The 18,238-nt window shown below is 70.4% G+C and carries 18 protein-coding genes, 1 tRNA gene and 3 pseudogenes; 6 read left to right on the forward strand and 16 right to left on the reverse strand.

Annotation, left to right across the window (positions count from 1 at the left end; genetic code table 11):
• Positions 1–275 precede the first annotated feature (275 nt).
• A complete protein-coding gene (locus tag AB0N16_RS09680; RefSeq protein WP_365794805.1) occupies positions 276–428 on the forward strand; it encodes a hypothetical protein in 153 nt (50 codons plus the stop codon).
• A gap of 256 nt (positions 429–684) precedes the next feature.
• Here the strand turns inward: AB0N16_RS09680 and AB0N16_RS09685 are convergent.
• Positions 685–766: transfer RNA gene (locus tag AB0N16_RS09685), tRNA-Tyr, on the reverse strand.
• 224 nt (positions 767–990) lie between these two features.
• Between AB0N16_RS09685 and AB0N16_RS09690 the strand changes: the two genes are divergently transcribed.
• Entirely contained in the window at positions 991–1,479 is a 489-nt protein-coding gene (locus tag AB0N16_RS09690) for a YajQ family cyclic di-GMP-binding protein (protein WP_351748076.1), read from the forward strand.
• Positions 1,480–1,559: 80 nt separating this feature from the next.
• Here the strand turns inward: AB0N16_RS09690 and AB0N16_RS09695 are convergent, their stop codons facing one another.
• Positions 1,560–1,826 (reverse strand): GlsB/YeaQ/YmgE family stress response membrane protein, encoded by a 267-nt coding sequence (locus tag AB0N16_RS09695; protein ID WP_365794807.1) that lies wholly within the window; start codon positions 1,824–1,826, stop codon positions 1,560–1,562.
• A gap of 188 nt (positions 1,827–2,014) precedes the next feature.
• Between AB0N16_RS09695 and AB0N16_RS09700 the strand changes: the two genes are divergently transcribed.
• Positions 2,015–3,259, forward strand: a complete 1,245-nt coding sequence (locus tag AB0N16_RS09700) for an APC family permease (protein ID WP_365794809.1) — start codon at positions 2,015–2,017, stop codon at positions 3,257–3,259.
• Between the two features lie 28 nt (positions 3,260–3,287).
• Here the strand turns inward: AB0N16_RS09700 and AB0N16_RS09705 are convergent, their stop codons facing one another.
• Both AB0N16_RS09705 and AB0N16_RS09710 read right to left on the reverse strand, forming a co-directional pair.
• Positions 3,288–3,851 carry an SMI1/KNR4 family protein gene (locus AB0N16_RS09705; RefSeq protein ID WP_365794811.1) on the reverse strand — a complete coding sequence of 188 codons (564 nt, stop codon included), beginning with the start codon at positions 3,849–3,851 and terminating at the stop codon, positions 3,288–3,290.
• A 111-nt stretch (positions 3,852–3,962) separates the two neighbouring features.
• Positions 3,963–4,253 (reverse strand): annotated as a pseudogene (locus AB0N16_RS09710) (YccF domain-containing protein); the annotation flags it as partial.
• A 118-nt stretch (positions 4,254–4,371) separates the two neighbouring features.
• Between AB0N16_RS09710 and AB0N16_RS09715 the strand changes: the two are divergent.
• Both AB0N16_RS09715 and AB0N16_RS09720 read left to right on the forward strand, forming a co-directional pair.
• A complete protein-coding gene (locus AB0N16_RS09715; RefSeq protein WP_365794813.1) occupies positions 4,372–4,773 on the forward strand; it encodes a YccF domain-containing protein in 402 nt (133 codons plus the stop codon).
• A 45-nt stretch (positions 4,774–4,818) separates the two neighbouring features.
• Positions 4,819–4,986, forward strand: a pseudogene (locus AB0N16_RS09720) (hypothetical protein); the annotation flags it as partial.
• A gap of 82 nt (positions 4,987–5,068) precedes the next feature.
• Here the strand turns inward: AB0N16_RS09720 and AB0N16_RS09725 are convergent.
• From AB0N16_RS09725 to AB0N16_RS09780, 12 genes and pseudogenes are all read right to left on the reverse strand, one after another.
• Positions 5,069–5,200 (reverse strand): annotated as a pseudogene (locus AB0N16_RS09725) (YccF domain-containing protein); the annotation flags it as partial.
• Complete coding sequence (gene htpX / locus AB0N16_RS09730) at positions 5,197–6,060, reverse strand: zinc metalloprotease HtpX (protein ID WP_365794815.1); 864 nt, start codon at positions 6,058–6,060, stop codon at positions 5,197–5,199. The gene htpX and the pseudogene AB0N16_RS09725, both read right to left, overlap by 4 nt.
• Before the next feature lie 309 nt (positions 6,061–6,369).
• Positions 6,370–7,893: an NADH-quinone oxidoreductase subunit N gene (locus AB0N16_RS09735; protein ID WP_365794817.1), complete on the reverse strand. Its 1,524-nt coding sequence runs from the start codon at positions 7,891–7,893 to the stop codon at positions 6,370–6,372.
• Positions 7,890–9,464: an NADH-quinone oxidoreductase subunit M gene (locus tag AB0N16_RS09740; protein WP_365794819.1), complete on the reverse strand. Its 1,575-nt coding sequence runs from the start codon at positions 9,462–9,464 to the stop codon at positions 7,890–7,892. Before AB0N16_RS09740 ends, AB0N16_RS09735 begins: the two co-directional genes overlap by 4 nt.
• A gap of 6 nt (positions 9,465–9,470) precedes the next feature.
• Complete coding sequence (locus tag AB0N16_RS09745; protein WP_365794821.1) at positions 9,471–11,465, reverse strand: NADH-quinone oxidoreductase subunit L; 1,995 nt, start codon at positions 11,463–11,465, stop codon at positions 9,471–9,473.
• Complete coding sequence (gene nuoK, locus AB0N16_RS09750; protein WP_365794823.1) at positions 11,462–11,839, reverse strand: NADH-quinone oxidoreductase subunit NuoK; 378 nt, start codon at positions 11,837–11,839, stop codon at positions 11,462–11,464. Before nuoK ends, AB0N16_RS09745 begins: the two co-directional genes overlap by 4 nt.
• On the reverse strand, positions 11,839–12,501 hold the full coding sequence (locus tag AB0N16_RS09755; protein ID WP_365795227.1) for an NADH-quinone oxidoreductase subunit J: 663 nt from the start codon (positions 12,499–12,501) through the stop codon (positions 11,839–11,841). The genes nuoK and AB0N16_RS09755 overlap by 1 nt, the downstream gene beginning before the upstream one ends.
• Positions 12,501–13,052, reverse strand: coding sequence for an NADH-quinone oxidoreductase subunit I (locus AB0N16_RS09760; protein WP_365794825.1), 552 nt, complete (start codon positions 13,050–13,052; stop codon positions 12,501–12,503). The genes AB0N16_RS09755 and AB0N16_RS09760 overlap by 1 nt, the downstream gene beginning before the upstream one ends.
• 2 nt (positions 13,053–13,054) lie before the next feature.
• Positions 13,055–14,023: a complex I subunit 1 family protein gene (locus AB0N16_RS09765; protein WP_365794827.1), complete on the reverse strand. Its 969-nt coding sequence runs from the start codon at positions 14,021–14,023 to the stop codon at positions 13,055–13,057.
• Entirely contained in the window at positions 14,023–15,750 is a 1,728-nt protein-coding gene (locus AB0N16_RS09770; RefSeq protein ID WP_365794829.1) for an NADH-quinone oxidoreductase subunit C, read from the reverse strand. Before AB0N16_RS09770 ends, AB0N16_RS09765 begins: the two co-directional genes overlap by 1 nt.
• Positions 15,747–16,346 carry an NADH-quinone oxidoreductase subunit B family protein gene (locus AB0N16_RS09775; protein ID WP_365794831.1) on the reverse strand — a complete coding sequence of 200 codons (600 nt, stop codon included), beginning with the start codon at positions 16,344–16,346 and terminating at the stop codon, positions 15,747–15,749. Before AB0N16_RS09775 ends, AB0N16_RS09770 begins: the two co-directional genes overlap by 4 nt.
• Positions 16,337–16,744: an NADH-quinone oxidoreductase subunit A gene (locus AB0N16_RS09780; RefSeq protein WP_365794833.1), complete on the reverse strand. Its 408-nt coding sequence runs from the start codon at positions 16,742–16,744 to the stop codon at positions 16,337–16,339. Before AB0N16_RS09780 ends, AB0N16_RS09775 begins: the two co-directional genes overlap by 10 nt.
• Positions 16,745–16,984: 240 nt before the next feature.
• Here AB0N16_RS09780 and AB0N16_RS09785 point away from each other — a divergent pair, with 240 nt between their 5' ends.
• Entirely contained in the window at positions 16,985–18,175 is a 1,191-nt protein-coding gene (locus tag AB0N16_RS09785) for a sensor domain-containing protein (protein WP_365794835.1), read from the forward strand.
• The last annotated feature ends 63 nt before the right edge of the window (positions 18,176–18,238 follow it).

The raw sequence follows: 18,238 nt of genomic DNA on the forward strand, positions 1-18,238 counted from the left end.
CGGGATAGGGATGGGGGATGCTCACTCCGCGCCAGGCATCGTTCGGGCAGGGGCGAAGCTGGACCAACGACGGGACAGCGCATGAGAGGCCATCTGAAGGCGCACGCCAACAAGGACTGCGGTCCGGTGCCGATCCCGCCGCACTTCGCCCGGACACTGAGGGAGCACATCGCCACGCACGGCACGGCACGTGAAGGCCGATCTTCCGGACAATCCGTGACGGCCTGCTCCAGGAGACCGGTTACGGCGAGGTACGGGCGAAGGCTTGCCGACATGTGCTGCCCGAAGCGGAGACATCCTCACCGCTCACCCGCCGCCCCTACGGCCGGCGGCATGCCAGGGCGTCGTTCTGGCTCAGTTGCGGGGTGGACGCCATGGAGTGCGCCCGGCGGGCCGGGCGCAGCATCGCGGTACTGCACAAGGTGTAGGCCAGGGTGCTTGACCAGACCGGGAACGTACCAACAGCCGGATCGATGCAGCACTTCAGGAGTGGAACCAGCCCCAGTGATCATGCTCACCCCCCGAGGGGGACACCTGGGGGACGCGCGACGATCAACAGTGGATGCGGGCGATACGAGGTGGGACACGTCCACGTCCCGTCCACGCTGAACCGAACGGGGCCGATCAACAAGAAACCCCCTCTAACCAGGCCACTAACCTGATCAGAGGGGGTCTTCCCCAAAGTGGCGGCGCCAGGATTCGAACCTGGGAAGGCGAAGCCGGCAGATTTACAGTCTGCTCCCTTTGGCCGCTCGGGCACACCGCCGGGGTTTGCCACCAAGTCGAACCGTTTTTCGGCGGTGCTCCCTGGCAACGACGTAAACAATACCCGATCCCGAGGGGTGCTCCGCCACCCGATTGATCGGCGCTCGCGAGACGTGGGGTGGCTAGGCTGGTGCGGATGCGGCCCGGTCCCCACAACCAGGCGCGGCCGCCGTCGCGCGCCGGAACGCATCCCGTTACGCCCCCAGATACAAGGAGCCACAGGACATGGCCGACTCCAGTTTCGACATCGTCTCGAAGGTCGAGCGGCAGGAGGTCGACAACGCCCTCAACCAGGCCGCCAAGGAGATCTCGCAGCGCTTTGACTTCAAGGGCGTGGGCGCCTCGATCGCCTGGTCCGGCGAGAAGATCCTGATGCAGGCGAACTCCGAGGAGCGGGTCAAGGCGATCCTCGACGTCTTCCAGTCGAAGCTGATCAAGCGCGGCATCTCGCTGAAGGCGCTGGACGCGGGCGAGCCGCAGCTCTCCGGCAAGGAGTACAAGATCTTCGCGTCGATCGAGGAGGGCATCTCTCAGGAGAACGCGAAAAAGGTCGCGAAGATCATCCGCGATGAGGGCCCCAAGGGTGTGAAGGCCCAGGTCCAGGGCGACGAACTGCGCGTCAGCTCCAAGAGCCGCGACGACCTCCAGGCCGTGATCGCGCTCCTGAAGGGCCAGGACTTCGACTTTGCTCTCCAGTTCGTGAACTACCGGTAGTCACCGCCGGCCGAGGTACGAGGAAGGGTGGGCACCCCTGGTACCCACCCTTCTCGTCTGCCGGTCTGCGGCAACGGCGCTCAGTCGCGCGAATTGCCGAACAGCAAGCGGTAGACGATCAGCAGGACCAGCGAGCCGCCGATCGCCGCCACCCAGGTGGCACCGTCGTAGAAGTTCTTGGTGATGGGGTGGTCCAGCCAGCGGGCCGATATCCAGCCACCGAGGAACGCGCCCACGATGCCGATGAGGGTCGTGCCGATGAAGCCGCCCGGGTCGCGTCCCGGCAGCAGGATCTTGGCGACGGCGCCGGCCAACAGTCCCAGGATGATCCAACTGATGATGCCCATGCCCTGAACCTGCCCTTCCGCGCTGTGTTCGCACTGTTCCGGCCCTGTGATTTCGTTCTCGGCCGGCTGTGCCGGACAGGTCGTCCGAGCCGCCCGCAGACAGCCGTCGCGCATCTGTTCGTGCCCTGTCGATGATGAGGACGCCATGGCGACTCCTCACGGTTGCAGCGATCAGTAGGGTGCGGCGCATGTCCTCCTCCTCTCCCGGTCTACGGCGCACGCTGGGCGTGCACGACGCCGTGCTCGTCGGCCTCGGCTCGATGATCGGGGCCGGCGTCTTCTCGGCCCTGGGCCCGGCGGCCCACGCGGCCGGGTCGGGTCTGCTGCCCGGGCTGGCCGTCGCCGCCCTGGTCGCCTACTGCAACGCGATGTCCTCGGCCCGCCTCGCCGCCCGCTACCCGCAGTCTGGCGGCACCTACGTGTACGGGCGGGAGCGGCTGGGCGCCTTCTGGGGATACCTCGCGGGCTGGGCGTTCGTCGTCGGCAAGACGGCGTCCTGCGCCGCGATGGCACTCACCGTGGGCGCCTACGCCTGGCCGGGGCAGGCGCACGCGGTTGCGGTCGCGGCCGTCGTGGTGCTGACCGCCGTGAACTACGGCGGCATCCAGAAGTCGGCCTGGCTGACGCGGGTGATCGTGGCCGTGGTGCTGGCGGTCCTCGCTTCCGTGGTGGTCGTGTGCCTGACGTCCGGGCGAGCGGACGCCGGGCGGCTGGACATCGGCCTGTCCTCGGGTGTGGGCGGTGTGCTTCAGGCGGCCGGCCTGCTGTTCTTCGCCTTCGCCGGGTACGCGCGGATCGCGACCCTCGGCGAAGAGGTGCGGGATCCGGCGCGCACCATCCCGCGCGCGATCCCACTGGCCCTGGGTATCGCGCTGGTGGTGTACGCGTGCGTGGCGGTGGCCGTGCTCTCCATGCTGGGCGCCGACGCCCTGGGACGGGCGGGGGCGCCGCTGGCCGACGCGGTGCGGGCGGCCGGGGTGCCGGGGCTGGTGCCCGTGGTGCGGGTGGGGGCGACGGTGGCCGCGCTCGGCTCGCTGCTGGCGCTAATCCTGGGCGTGTCACGGACCACGCTCGCCATGGCCCGTGACGGCCATCTGCCCCCGGCGCTGGCCGTCGTGCATCCGCGTTTCCAGGTCCCGCACCGCGCGGAGCTGGCCGTCGGCGTGGTGGTCGCCGTGGCGGCGGCGACGGTGGACGTCCGGGGTGCCATCGGTTTCTCCTCCTTCGGCGTACTGGCGTACTACGCAGTGGCCAACGCCTCGGCCTGGACGCTCGATCCGGCCCCGCGTGCCCGTGTGGTTCCGGTGGCCGGTCTGCTGGGCTGTGCGGCGCTGGCCTTCGCGCTGCCGCTGGCGTCGGTGGCCGCCGGGGCTGCCGTGCTGGCCGCGGGCGCGGTGGCGTACGCCGTACGACGGCCGGTGACGGCTCGGTAGCCGGCGACCGCGTTCAGAAGGCCCGGTCTCAGGAAGCCTGCTCCGGAGCCGGAGCCGTGCGTCTCCGGACGTCATCCCACGGCGCCAGATCCGTGCCCTCGTCGGTCTCCTCGTACCAGCCCGTGCCGTTCAGCCAGACGCACAGCCAGTCGGTGAGGGTGGGCGCGTCCACGAACCAGGCGCCGTCGGCGTTCGGCTCGTAGAGCAGGACCGTGGCCTGCGGGGTGCGGCAGTCCACGCAGGCGTACATACCGCAGCCCCAGTGGGATATCGGCAGGACGCCCTCCGGCCAGGGCCACTCCGGGTTCTTGCGGCCGTACTCGCGGTTGGCGAGGTACTGGGCGACGGCGGCCGGTTCACCGGAGGGGGCGGCGTCGAGCAGGGGCAGCAGGCCGTAGGACGGGCCGAAGCCTCCGTCCCCCACCTGTTCGTAGAGCGCGGCGAGGACGGGAGGCAGGGGGAAGCCCAGGGCCTCGCGGGCACGGTCGAGGGTGGCTGCGTCGACGGGCGCGGGGAGCGAAGGCCAGCCCCACGGACGGAAGTCACGGGCCTGTACGGCCACCCGTGTCAGCAACTGCTCGATCTCGGTCATGACTTCATGATGCAGGCCGCCGCTGACATTCGCGGCGGCCTGTGGACAACCCCCGGCCCGGGTGCGGGCCTGTGGACAACTCGTGGGCGGCAAGCGCCGGATGAGGTGTGGTCAGCGGGTCGCGAACGGCTGGTCCGTGGGCACGATCTCGCGTCCCAGCGGAAGCAGGGAGACCGGGATCAGCTTGAAGTTGGCGATGCCGAACGGGATCCCGATGATCGTCAGGCACATCACGACACCGGTGACGATATGGGCGAGAGCCAGCCACCAGCCCGCGAGGACCAGCCACAGGACGTTGCCGACACAGGAGGGGGCGCCGGCGTCCCGCCGTTCGACGGTCGTGTACCCGAAGGGCCACAGGGCGTAGACGCCGATACGGAACGCCGCTACGCCGAACGGGATCGTCTCGGGACGTTCCCAATCACGCTACAAAGGCGCTGCGCTTCCGCCTGGACGCCTGACCGGCTGATACTCGTGACAGCAGGCATGCCGACGGAGTGACCTGGAGAGGGTACCGACCATGAAGCTGTTCAACCTGCTGCTCAACATCCTGTGGCTCGTCTTCTGCGGCTTCTGGATGGCGCTCGGCTACCTGATCGCAGCGCTGATCTGCTTCGTCTTGATCATCACCATCCCGTTTGGCATCGCGTCCCTACGTATCGCCGGCTACGTCCTGTGGCCGTTCGGGCGGACCACAGTGGAGCGGCCGGACGCCGGCGCCGGATCCTTCATCGGCAACGTGATCTGGGTGATCTTCGCGGGGTGGTGGCTGGCTCTGGCCCACCTGATCACGAGCATCCCGCTGTTCCTGTCGATCATCGGGATCCCGTTCGGGTGGGCCAACCTGAAGCTCATCCCGATCTCACTCATGCCGCTCGGGCGTGAGGTAGTCCCGTCGGATCAGGGATTCGGCGGGCGCTGACGGTAGTCGTCGCTCAGCAGCTGCCGAGCCGCCTCGGAATGGGCCAGGGTAGCTCCCCTACTGCCCAAGGGCCGCAGGGGCACCGTCCGCCGGTCCTTGGACGCCATTTTCTACAAGGCGCGTACCGGAAAATCGTGGCCTGAAGTGATCAAGGACACCGGCGCCACAATCCAGGCTTCGAAGCACTTCAACGCCTGGACATCCGATGACACGTGGGCCCGCGTGAACGCCGCGCTGTCGGACGTGCAGCAGACCCCTCTTCCCGAACCTCAGCTCCTACCGCCGATGATCATCGAAGGGCGAGTCGACCCGAGCGCGATGCTGCACCCTGAGGGACGATCCCGAAGATCACTCCCGCCAGCAGGTAGCCGAGGAACAGCCAGAAGCCGCTCAGGACGAGCCAAATGACGTTCAGGATGGTCTTCACCGCGGGCGACCTGCCATCTTCTCTAGCCGGGCGATCCGCTCCGCCATGGGCGGATGCGTCGAGAACATCTTGGACAGTCCCTGGCCCGGACGGAAGGGGTTCGCGATCATCATGTGGCTCGCGGTCTCGATCCGGGGCTCGGGGGGCAGCGGGAGCTGCTTGGTGCCGGCCTCCAGCTTGCTCAGGGCGCTGGCGAGGGCGAGCGGGTCGCCGGTGAGCTGGGCGCCGGAGGCGTCCGCCTGGTACTCCCGGGAGCGGCTGATGGCGAGCTGGATGAGGGTCGCGGCGAGCGGGCCCAGGATCATGATCAGCAGCATGCCGAGGATGCCGGGGCCGTCGTCGTCGTCCGAGCGGCCGACCGGGATCAGCCAGGCGAAGTTGACCAGGAACATGATCACCGAGGCGAGGGCGCCGGCGACCGACGAGATGAGGATGTCGCGGTTGTAGACGTGGCTGAGCTCGTGGCCGATCACACCTCGAAGTTCGCGCTCGTCCAGGATGCGCAGGATGCCCTCGGTGCAGCACACGGCGGCGTTGCGCGGGTTGCGGCCCGTCGCGAAGGCGTTCGGGGCCTCTGTCGGGGAGATGTACAGGCGGGGCATGGGCTGGCGGGCCTGGGTGGAGAGGTCGCGGACCATTCGGTACAGGGCCGGGGCCTCGAATTCGCTCACGGGGCGTGCGCGCATCGCGCGTAGCGCCAGTTTGTCGCTGTTCCAGTACGCGTACGCGTTCGTGCCGAGGGCGACGAGGACCGCGACGATCAGACCCGTCCGGCCGAAGAAGCTGCCGATGACGATGATGAGTGCCGACAGTCCTCCGAGGAGAACTGCCGTTCTGAGTCCGTTGTGCCGGCGGTGCACGGTACGCCCTCCAAGTCGTGCGGCAGGGGAACCCTTTGCCTGCGGTGCTGCCTTCCGATCTGCGATGCCACCGGTGTCGTGGTGTCACGTCCAGTGGACCCTTCCGCACTGGTCAACGCCAAGCGACGGCCGCTAGTTCCCTTGTGTCCGCTGTGCGCCGCGTGAGCCGGCCGGGTGAAAGTCGCGCCGCGCCCGCGTCGATGGTCCGCACGCGCGTGTGAAGGGCGCCAGAACAGGCCGGTGGCGGCGAAGCGGAGCACCAGCTTCGCCGCGCCCGCGTCGGTGGTCCGCACGCGCGCGTGAAGGGCTTCAGAACAGGCCGGTGGCGGCGAAGCGGAGCACCAGCTGGGGTGCGCCGGAAAGCGCGATGCCGAGGGCGCCGGTGAGGGCGAGCGCGGCAGTGAGGGGGGCCGGGAGGCGGTGCGTGGCGGTGTCGCCTTCGGGGGCGCGGAAGAGCAGGGTCGTCCACTGGAGGTAGTAGTAGAGGGCGATCACGACGTTGACGGCCATGACGACGGCCAGCCAGCCGAGGCCGGCGTCGACGGCCGCCGAGAAGACGGTGACCTTGGCGAACAGTCCGATGATGCCGGGCGGGAGTCCGGCCAGGCACAGTAGGAAGAACGCCAGGAGCAGTGCGGTCAGCGGGTTCTTTCCGTACAGGCCGCGGTAGTCGGAGAGCCGGTTGAGTTCCTTCGTACGGCCGACCAGGGCGGCCACCGCGAAGGCGCCGAGGTTCACGGCCGCGTACATGAGGGCGTAGGCGACGGTGGAGCCGACGGCCTTCTGGGGGTTCTTGGCGTATCCGGCGGCGGCGATCGGCACGAGCAGGTAGCCGGCCTGGCCCACCGACGACCAGGCGAGCAGTCGTACCGCGCTGTACGCGCGCGTGGCCTGTTGGCGCAGGGCCGCGACGTTGCCGACGGTCATGGTGAGGGCGGCCAGGGCGGCGAGTGCGGGGCCCCAGACGTCGGCGTACGACGGGAAGGCGACGACGGTGACCAGGATCAGGCCGGAGAAGCCGACGGCTTTGCCGACGACGGACAGGTAGGCGGCGATGGGGAGCGGGGCGCCGACGTAGGTGTCGGGGACCCAGAAGTGGAAGGGGACGGCGGCTGTCTTGAACGCGAAGCCCACAAGGGTGAGGACGACACCCGTTTGGGCGAGGGTGTGCAGTTGGCCGTCGACGTGCTGGATGCGGTCGGCGACCTGGGTGAGGTAGAGGCTGCCGGTGGTGGCGTACACGAAGCTGATGCCCAGGAGGCTGACGGCGGTCGCGGTCACCGAGGAAAGGAAGAACTTCAGGGCGGCTTCGGAGGACTTCGCGTCGCCGTGCCGGATGCCGACGAGGGCGAAGGCGGGCAGGGAGGCGACCTCCAGGGCGACGATCAGGGTGGCAAGGTCGCGGGAGGCGGGCAGCAGGGCGGCGCCGGCGGCCGAGGAGAGCAGCAGGAACCAGAACTCGCCCTGGGGGTAGCGGCGGTTGCCGTCCTTCAGGGTGGTGACGGACAGCAGGGCCGTGAGCAGGCCGCCCGCGAGCACCAGGAACTGCACGACCAGGGTGAACCGGTCGGCCGTGTAGCTGCACGCGCGCGTGGCGCCCGTCAGGCAGAAGGTGCTGCGGTCGTGGTCCAGGAGCGGCAGCAGCAGGACGGTGGACGCGGCGAGTCCGGCGACCGACACCCAGCCGAGGAGGGGCTTTCTGGCCTCCGGCACGAACAGGTCGGCGACGAGGACGGCGAGGGCGACGACCGCGGTGAGGGTGGGCGGGGCGATGGCGAGCCAGTCGACGGACTGGACGAGGTTCGCGGCCAGCGGCTGGGCCAGGGCGCTCATCGGATGCCTCCTGCGAGGAGCTGCTGCACGGCCGGGTCGGTCAGCCCGAGCAGGGCCTTCGGCCACAGTCCGGCGACGACGGTGAGGGCGACGAGGGGGGTCCAGGCCGCGAACTCGTAGGTGCGGACGTCGGCGAGTTCCGGCATGTCCTGCGGTGCGGCGCCCATGCAGACGCGGCGGACCACGGCCAGCATGTACGCGGCCGTCAGCAGGGTGCCGAAGGCGGCGATCGCCATGAAGGTCAGGAAGGCGGGGCGGCTCAGGCCGGCGGCGGGTTTGAACGCGCCGAAGAGGGCCAGCATCTCGCCCCAGAACCCGGCGAGTCCGGGCAGCCCGAGCGAGGCGACGGCGGCGAACGCGAGCAGTCCGCCGAGGCGCGGTGCCTTGCCGTACAGCGCGGCACCGGTCTCTTCGGCCAGCGCGTCCAGGTCGGTCGTGCCGGTGCGGTCCTTGAGGCCGCCGACCAGGAAGAACAGCAGGCCGGTGATGAGTCCGTGGGCGATGTTGGCGAACAGGGCGCCGTTGACGCCCGTCGGGGTCATGGTGGCGATGCCGAGCAGGACGAAGCCCATGTGGCCGACGGAGGAATAGGCGATCAGGCGCTTGAGGTCGCCCTTCGCGCCCCGTTTGGCCAGGTTCAGGCAGGCCAGGGAGCCGTAGATGATCCCGACCACGGCGAAGGCGGCGAGGTACGGCGCGAAGGTGCGGAATCCGTCGGGCGCGACTGGCAGCAGGATCCGAACGAACCCGTACGTACCCATCTTCAGCAGGACGCCGGCCAGCAGGACCGAGCCGACGGTCGGCGCGGCGGTGTGGGCGTCCGGCAGCCAGCTGTGCAGGGGCCACATCGGGGTCTTGACCGCGAGCCCGATCCCGATCGCCAGGACGGCGATGACCTGCACGGATGTGGTCAGGGACCGGCCGTTGTCAGTGGCGAGTGCCACCATGTCGAATGTGCCCGCCTTGATTCCGATCAGGAGCAGGCCGAGCAGCATGACGACGGATCCGAGCAGGGTGAAGAGGATGAACTTCCAGGCGGCCTGGGTCCGCCCCGCGCCGCCCCAGCGGGCGATGAGGAAGTACATCGGGATGAGGACCATCTCGAACGCGAGGAAGAACAGCAGCAGGTCGAGGACGGCGAAGCTCGCGAGGGTGCCGGACTCGAGGACGAGCAGCAGTGCGACGAAGGCCTTCGGGGACGGGCCCGCAGGCATGTTGAAGTAGGAGTAGAGCGCGCAGAGGAAGGTCAGCAGCGCGGTCAGGACCACGAGGGGGAGGGAAATGCCGTCGACGCCGAGGTGGATGCGCACGTCGAGTGCGGGGATCCAGCTGATGTCGGTCGTGGCCTGCATCCTGGACGGATGGTCGTGGTCGAAGCCGAGCGCGAGGACGATCGCGGCGATGAGGATCGCGCCGGTCACGGTCACGCCGTGGCGGAGCACGGCCTGCCCGGGTGATTTCCCCTTCAGCCCGGGCGGGGCGGGGAGCAGAGCGGCGACGGCGCCGAGGAGCGGGCCGACGACGATCAATGCCAGAAGGAACCGCATCACGGACTCGTTGATATCGATCACGCCTGCTCACGCTCCCGTGGCGACGAGGAGGACGGCGACCGCCAGGACGACGGTGCCGGCGAGCAGCGCGCTCACATAGGTCTGGACGTTGCCGGTCTGGGCGCGCCGTACGGCGGCGCCGAGCAGCCGAGGTGCGGCGGCCGCGCTGCGGACGTAGGTGTCGACGACCTCGCGGTCGAGGAACTGGACGAGGCTCGCCGCGGCCAGGACGGGTCGGACGAACAGCGCGTCGTACACGGCGTCCAGGTGGAAGCCTTCGGCGGCGTGCCGGCGCAGCGGGCCGAGCAGCAGCCGGGCCGGGTCCGCCGGGTCGGGTGCGTAGGCGACGTCGCCGAACGCGGGCTCGTGGGCGGCGATGGCCTCGGCTTCGACCAGTCCGGCGTCACCCTCGGGGTGTGCGGCGACAGCGCCGATCGGGGCGCGGGCGGCCAGCGCCCTGGTGCGCTGCCAAGCGCCGTAGGTGGCGAGTCCGCCGACGAGCGCGAGACCGGTGCCGAGGATCGAGGTGGTGAGGGTCGGGGTGAGGTCGCGGCCGTCGAACCAGGCGGGCAGCGACCGGTAGGCGAATCCGCCGAAGGCGAGGGACGGGACGGTCAGGACCCACAGCACGACGGTCATGGACAGCGGCTGCCGCCCGTGGTCGGGGGCCTCGGTGCCCCGGCCCCGGAAGGCGAGCAGCCACAGCCGGGTCGCGTACGCGGCGGTGAGGACGGCGGTGACCAGGCCGGCGACGAGGACGATCCAGCCGGCGCTGCCGGGGGCGTGCGCGGTGTGGCCGGTGGCCGCGTGCTCGGCCGCGCCCAGGACGGACTCCTTGGAGAAGAAGCCGCTGAAGGGCGGGATCGCGGCCAGCGCGAGAAGCGCCACGGTCATCGTCCAGTAGGCGTCGGGGACGCGTTCGCGCAGTCCGGAGGTGCGGGACATGACGGCCAGCGAGTTGGTGCCGGCGGCGTGGATGATCACACCGGCCGCGAGGAACAGGAGTGCCTTGAAGGCGCCGTGGGACAGGAGGTGGAAGACGGCGGCACCTCGGTCGCCGACGGCGAGGGCGCCGGTCATGTAGCCGAGCTGGCCGATCGTCGAATAGGCGAGGACGCGCTTGATGTCGTCCTGGGCGAGGGCGGCGAGGGCCGAACCGACCATCGTGACGGCACCCATGACGGCGAGGACGACCATCACGGCCGCACTGGCCTCGAAGACCGGAAGGAGACGGGCGACGAAGTAGACACCGGCGGCGACCATCGTGGCGGCGTGGATCAGCGCGGAGACGGGAGTGGGGCCCGCCATGGCGTCGGGAAGCCAGGTATGCAGCGGGAACTGCGCCGACTTGCCCGCCACACCGCACAGGAGCAGCAGGCCGACCAGGGCCGGGTGGTGCAGTCCGCCGTTCGCGACGGTGCCGAGGATCGTGGTGATGCGGAAGGAACCGGCGTCCGTGGCGAGCGCGAACAGGCCGATCAGGAACGGCACGTCGCCGAGCTTGGTGACCAGGAAGGCCTTGACGGAGGCGGCGCGGGCCTCGGGGGTCTCCCAGTAGTGACCGACCAGGAAGTAGGAGCAGATGCCCATGACTTCCCAGCCGACCAGCAGCACGATCAGGTCGCCGGAGTAGACGACCAGCAGCATCGCGGAGGTGAAGAGGGAGACGAGGGCGGCGTACGAGGGGTAGCGCGGGTCGTCGCGCAGGTAGCCGGTCGAGTAGATCTGCACACAGGTGGCGACGAAGGCGACCAGGACGGCGACGAGGGCGGCGAAGCCGTCGATGTGCAGGGCGAGTTCGATTGGAACCGAGCCGGTCGGGGTGAGCTGGGTGTGGGCGTCGACGGCCCGGCCGCCGCCCTGGTCCACGGCGACCGTGATGGCCAGCGCGAGCGCGGCGAGGGTCGGCAGGACCGCGAGCGGGCGGACGAAGCCGGGGGCCGTGCGCCCCGTGAGCAGGCCGGCCGCGGCGGCCAGGAAGGGCAGGAGGGGGACGAGGACGGCGAGGTTGGTCGTGGTCACGCGGTGGCCTCAGCCTTCTCGTCGGCCGTCCCGTCCGTGGGCGTGCCGTGCTCGTGGGCCTCGGCGGTGTCGCGCAGCCGGTCGATGGCGGAGGTGCCGCGGTTGCGGTAGACGGCGAGGACGATCGCCAGGCCGATGCCGATCTCGGCGGCGGCGATGGCGATGGTGAACAGGGTCAGCGCCTGACCGGAGTGCAGGGTGTCCCGGGCGGCCTTGCTCAGCCACACGTCGAAGGCGACGAGGTTGAGGTTGACGGCGTTGAGCATCAGCTCGACCGACATCAGGACCAGGATCGCGTTGCGGCGGGCGAGGACGCCGTACAGGCCGGTACAGAAGAGGAGGGCGGAGAGGACGGCGGGATAGGCGAGGTGCATCAGCGGGCGCCTTCCTGCTCGGATTCCTGCTGGGTCTTTTGCTCGATCGGGTGAATCCCCGAATCTGTGACCGATGGGGAACTCTGCGTGACGGGCCGGCCGTTCACAGGGGGCGGGGCCGAGTCCGCCTTCGCCTTCCGGGACAGGACGATGGCGCCGACCAGGGCCGCGAGGAGCAGGACGGAGAGGGCCTCGAAGGGCAGGACCCAGTTCTGGAAGAGGCTCTCTCCGGTGACCTTCGTGGAACCGGCGGCAGGGCCGTCCAGGTCGATCCAGGTGGCGCGGAAGGCGTCCACGACCACCCAGACCAGGGCGGCCGTGGCGGCCACGGCGACGGCCGACGCGGCCCAGCGGTTCCCGGAGTCCGCGTCCGGGGAGCGGCCGATGGGGGCCTTGGTGAGCATCAGCCCGAAGAGAAGGAGGACGACTACGGAGCCCACATAGATGAGGACCTGCACCCAGGCGATGAACTCCGCGGTGAGCAGCAGGTATTCGACGGCGAGGCCGCCGAGGGTGACCACCAGCCACAGGGCGGCGTGTACCAGTTGGCGGGTGGTGACCGTGACGAGGGCGGCGCCGAAGGTGACCAGGCCGACGAGGAGAAAGGCGATCTCCACGCCGGTCGGGGACAGGAAGCCGTGCGGTGCCTGGGCAAGGGGGATCACGACTCCCCCTCCTGCGGCTCGGCCTGGGCGGCCGCCAGCTTCTCGGCGGTCTTCCGGGCGGCGGCGATCTCCTTCGGTTCCTCCGCGCCGGGGTCGAGGGCGGGTGGGGCCGGGACCGTCCACATCCACTCACGGAGCTTGTCGCGCTCGTGGGTGAGTTCGTGGATGTCGGTCTCGGCGTACTCGAACTCGGGGGACCAGAACAGGGCGTCGAAAGGACAGACCTCGATGCAGATACCGCAGTACATGCACAGGGAGAAGTCGATGGCGAAGCGGTCCAGGACGTTGCGGCTGCGTTCGCGGCCGCCCGGGGCCGCCGCCGGGACGGTCTCCTTGTGGGAGTCGATGTAGATGCACCAGTCGGGGCACTCACGGGCGCAGAGCATGCAGACCGTGCAGTTCTCCTCGAACAGGCCGATCACACCGCGGGTGCGGGGCGGGAGTTCGGGCAGGGCGTCCGGGTACTGCTCGGTGACCGACTTCCGGGTCATCGTGCGCAGGGTGACGGCCAGGCCCTTGGCGAGGCCACTGCCGGGAATGGGGGCCACGGTTAGGAGATCACCACCTTGACGATGCCGGTGAGGGCGATCTGGGCAAGAGAAAGGGGGACGAGAAGGGTCCAGGAGAACTTCTGCAGCTGGTCCTCACGCAGTCGGGGGTAGGTCACGCGGAGCCAGATCACGACGAAGGCGAGGAGCGCCGTCTTCAGAAGGGTCCACAGCCAGCCGAGGCCGTCGGCTCCCCACGGCCCGTGCCAGCCGCCCAGGAAGAGGACGGTGGTCAGACCGCACAAGACGACGATCCCGGCGTACTCGGCGAGCAGGAACAGGGCGAAGCGCAGGCCGGTGTACTCGGTGTACGCGCCGAAGATGATCTCCGTGTCGGCGACGGGCATGTCGAAGGGGGGTCGCTGGAGTTCCGCGAGGCCGGCGATGAAGAAGATCAGGCCGCCGGTGAGCTGCCAGGGCAGCCACCACCAGTGGAAGGCGCCGACGATGCCCGGCAGGGAGACCGTGCCGGCCGCCATCGCCACGGAGGCGGCGGCGAGCAGCATGGGGAGTTCGTAGGCGAGGAGCTGGGCGGCGGTGCGCAGGCCGCCGAGGAGGGAGAACTTGTTGGCACTGGCCCAGCCGGCCATGAGCGAGCCGAGGACGCCGACGCCCATCACGGCCAGCACGAAGAACACACCCGCGTCCAGGACCTGGCCGACGGCACCCTCGCCGGGGCCGATCGGGATGGCGAGCAGCACGAGCAGATACGGCAGGAGGGCCACCGCGGGCGCCAGCTGGAAGATACGGCGGTCCGCGCCCGCCGGGACCACGTCCTCCTTCTGCGCGAACTTCACGCCGTCGGCGACCAGCTGGGCCCAGCCGTGGAAACCACCGGCGTACATCGGGCCGAGGCGGCCCTGCATATGGGCCATCACCTTGTGCTCGGTCTGACCGACGATCAAGGGGAAGGTGAGGAAGACGACGAACACGACGAGGAGTCGCAGGACGACGTCCAGAGCGTCGTTCACTACGGGCCTCCTGGGCGGTCTTCGCGGGGGGCGGGTTGTTCGGTGGTGGCGCTGCCCGGAGGCGGGGCCGGGGCTTCGCGGCTGCGAGGAGCGTCGGGTGCGGGGGCCTCAGGAGCTGAGGCGTCGGCGGAGACAGGGGGTGAGTCAGGTCCGGCGTCCTGGGAGGCCTCGGCGTCCTCAAGGGCCTCGGGTGCGGCAGGCTCCGGCTCGCCCGGCTCCGGCTCGGCAGACTCCGGCTCGGCAGACTCCGGCTCGCCCGGCTCCGGCTCGCCTGGCTCCGGTCCAGCCGCCTTGGGTCCACCCGACTCGGGCCCGGCTGACTTCGGCGGCGCCGACTCATGTGGAGCCGACTCCGACCCCTTCGGCTCCCCCGCCTCCGGCTTCTCGGTCTCGCGCCCAGCCCGGCGTGCCTCGGTCGGCTCGGCCGGCTCGGTCGGCTCGGTCGGCTCGGTCGGCTCGGTCGGCTCGGTCGACGTAACCTGCCGTTCCTCGCCTCCCGGTTCGTCGAAGGCCGGGCGGGCGTGGTGCCACGGGGCATCGGCGCTGCGTGGGGTGGCGGGGCGGGCCGGGGTGGCCGGTGCTGCCGACGGTGGCGTCTGCTGCGCGCGCTGCGACGCGGAGCCACCCGATGCAGTACGTGCCCGGCGTGGCCGCCGGGGAGCGGCGGCCGTCGGCTCCTCCGCCGGAGTGGTCTCGTCCGCTGCGGAGGCAACCCGCTGGGAAGCGGAACCCTCACTCACGCTCCGCCCGCGGCGCGGACCCGTGGGCGACTGCACCTCAGACGCGTCCCGCTGGGAAGCAGACCCCTCCCCCGCGCTCCGCGCCCGGCGCGGACCCGCCGGCGACTGCTCCCCGGGAACCGCCCGCTGGGAAGCGGAACCCTCGGTCGCGCTTAGTGCCCGGCGCGGGGTGGACGTCGGCTGTGACTCGGCGGTCGTCGCCTCCGCAGCCGGCGTCGCCTCCGCCGCGGGCGTCGGGCCGGCTGGGTCTGCCGCCCCGGCCGTCTGGCTCGCCGAGCCTTCCGCTGCCGTGCGGGAGCGCCGTACCGGGCGTTCGCCGGGCGTGCGGGTCGGGCGTTCGCCGGGTGGGCCGGCCGGGCGTTCGCCGGTGGGGCGTCCCGCTGCCGCTCGGGCCGGGCGGGCGGGGGCTGCGGGGAGCCGGCCCTTCAGGGGGCCCCATTCGTTGGGGTCGGGGACGCCCGGGGGAAGCATCTGGCGGCGCCTGGGGCCGCCGTGGTCGGACTCGCCGGGTTCCTTGGCGCCGGGCCAAGCCTTGGCGACGCGGGCGGCCAGGACGAAGTCCTTGCGGAGGGGGTGGCCCTCGAAGGTTTCCGGGAGGAGGAGGTGGTCCAGTCCGGGGTGGCCGGAGAAGCGGACACCGAACATCTCGTGGGTCTCGCGTTCGTGCCAGCGGGCGCCCGCGTAGACGCCGACGGCGGACGGGAGTTCGGGGGCGGTGTGTGGCACGGTCGTTCGCAGGAGCAGGCGGCGGACCGGGGCGAGGGCGACGACGTGGGCGGAGACGCGGAATCCGGTGCCGGGTTCGTCGACCGCGCTCAGCCAGTCGAAGAAAGTGCAGTTCAGGGTCGTACGGGCGGTCTCCAGTGCGGCGAGCCAGGAGGCGGGAGGGACGTCGACCGTGAGGACCTCGTAGGACTCCTCGGCCGTGGCGTCCGGGCCGAAGAGTTCGTCCACGGGTGCGGGGAGCCAGCCGGTGGGGGCCGTCATCGCGCATCACCTTCGGCGGTGGGGGCCGGCGGCCGCACCAGGCCGCTCTGGAGGGCGGCGGCGGACGGGCGGGGGGTGGCGTAGCGCTCGTCCAGGGACTCCGCCGCGATCTTCTCCTGGAGTTTGAGGATGCCCTGGAGGAGGGCCTCGGGGCGCGGCGGGCACCCGGGGACGTAGACGTCGACCGGGATGATCTGGTCGACGCCCTTGGTGACGGAGTAGGAGTCCCAGTAGGGGCCGCCGCAGTTGCTGCACGCGCCGAAGGAGATGACGTACTTGGGCTCGGGCATCTGCTCGTACAGTCGCTTGACGGCCGGGGCCATCTTGTCGGTGACCGTGCCCGAGACCACCATCAGGTCGGCCTGGCGGGGACCCGGGGCGAAGGGGATCACCCCGAGGCGGATGAAGTCGTGGCGGGCCATCGACGCGGCGATGAACTCGATCGCGCAGCAGGCGAGGCCGAAGTTGAAGACCCAGAGCGAGTATCGGCGGCCCCAGTTGAGGACGACCTTCATCGGCTCGGGGGCGAGGCGGGCGAGCGCGCCCAGCCGTTTCGGTTCCGGTAGCAGCATGGGCTCCGACGGCGTCACGTCCATGTCAGGACGCCCTTCTTGTATGCGTACAGCAGGCCGATGGCGAGGAAGCCGAGGAAGACGAACATCTCCACGAGCGTGGTGGCGCCGTAGCCGGGGGCGGCGAAGACCGTCGCCCAGGGGAACAGGAAGATCGAGTCGACCGCGAAGATGACGTAGAGGAAGGCGTAGACGTAGTAGCGGACCTGGGTGTGTGCCCAGCCCTCGCCGACGGGGTCGACACCACACTCGTAGGTCAGGAGTTTCTCGGGCGTGGGGATCACGGGGCGCAGCAGCCGGCCGGCTCCGAAGGCGGCGGCGACGAAGAGCACGCCGACGAGGGCCAGCAGTCCTACGACCGAGTAGGACGCGAAGTAGCCCGCGGCGACGACCACGGTCGGCTCACCCACCGTCTCCCACATCGTCCGTCCCCTCACTCCCTCGACAGACAACGGGCCTGCCCCGGCCCCGCGTCGTAACCTCAGTCAACTCTTGATTCGACGATCTGTACGCACGGGAGTCTAGGCCCTGATAAAGACACGGTAAGCAGCCCGTCACGCGGTGAGAGGTGACACCGGGGGCGACTGGTGGGGTTTTCCCCAGGGTGGCCCGGGCGGTGAACTCCATGGCATTGCGTCACGGCACACGGCACGCTGGCGCATATGACCGCACCAGCACCCCGTTCCCGCAGCCTGGCCGACAGCGGCGAAGACCGCGACCGGCTGCCGCCCGTCCGCTTCGCCTACGACGGTCACACCTGGAAGGAGATCGCGCACCTCCTGCTGAATCTGCCGGTATCGGTGTTCGGCTTCATCTATGTGTTCACGACGGTGTGGGTGAGCGGAGTGCTCACGATCACGGTGGTCGGCATCCCGCTGCTCGCCGCCACGCTGCTGGGCGCCCGGCAGCTGGGCAAGCTGGAGCGGGCACGCGCGCGTGCGCTGCTCGGGGTGCGGGTGGAGGAGCCGACTCCGCTGCCGTTGACCAAGCGGGGTGGGGGCACTGGGCGGCTGTGGATGGCGCTGAAGGATCCGGTGGGCTGGCGGACGCTGCTGTACGACTTCATCCGGCTGCCCTGGGGCATCCTCACCTTCTGCACCGTGTTGACGTCGTTGTTCGTGCTGTGGCCGGTGCTGCCGTTCATCGCGCGCGGGCTGGCGAACGCGGACCGGGCGATGGTCCGCGGTCTGCTGTCGCCCTCCGACGAGCTGGAGCGCCGGATCGCCGAACTGGAGTCGGACCGGGGGGTCGTGGTGGACACGGCCGCCGCCGACCTGCGGCGTATCGAACGGGATCTGCACGACGGCGCCCAGGCCCGCCTCGTCAACCTCGCCATGGGGCTCGGTCTGGCGAAGGAGAAGCTGCTGGAGGACCCCGACGGGGCCGCCGCGATGGTCGAGGAGGCGCACGGCGAGGTGAAGCTGGCCCTGCAGGAGCTCAGGGACCTCGCCCGGGGCATCCACCCGGCGGTGCTGACCGACCGCGGGCTGGACGCGGCGCTGTCCTCGGTCGCCTCGCGCTGCACGGTACCGGTCCAGGTGACCGCCGACCTGCCGTCCAGACCGGCGCCGGCGATCGAGGGCATCGCCTACTTCACCGTCTCCGAGCTGCTGCAGAACATCAGCAAGCACAGCGGGGCGCGCAGCGCGTCGGTCGACGTGTGGCGCACGGACGACCGGCTGCTGATCCAGGTGACGGACGACGGCCACGGCGGCGCGAGCCTGGACGGCGGCACCGGGATGCGCGGGCTCGCCGACCGGCTGGGCGCGGTGGACGGCCTGTTCGTCGTCGACTCACCGGTCGGCGGTCCCACCACGGTCACCGCCGAGCTGCCCTGGCGCGACCGGGGGTAGGGAAAACCCCCCGTTCAAGATGCCGACGGCCTCCATGGTTCGCGGACCTGCGGCACAGCAGGG

Source organism: Streptomyces sp. NPDC051105, from assembly GCF_040682795.1.
Taxonomy (GTDB): Bacteria; Actinomycetota; Actinomycetes; order Streptomycetales; family Streptomycetaceae; genus Streptomyces.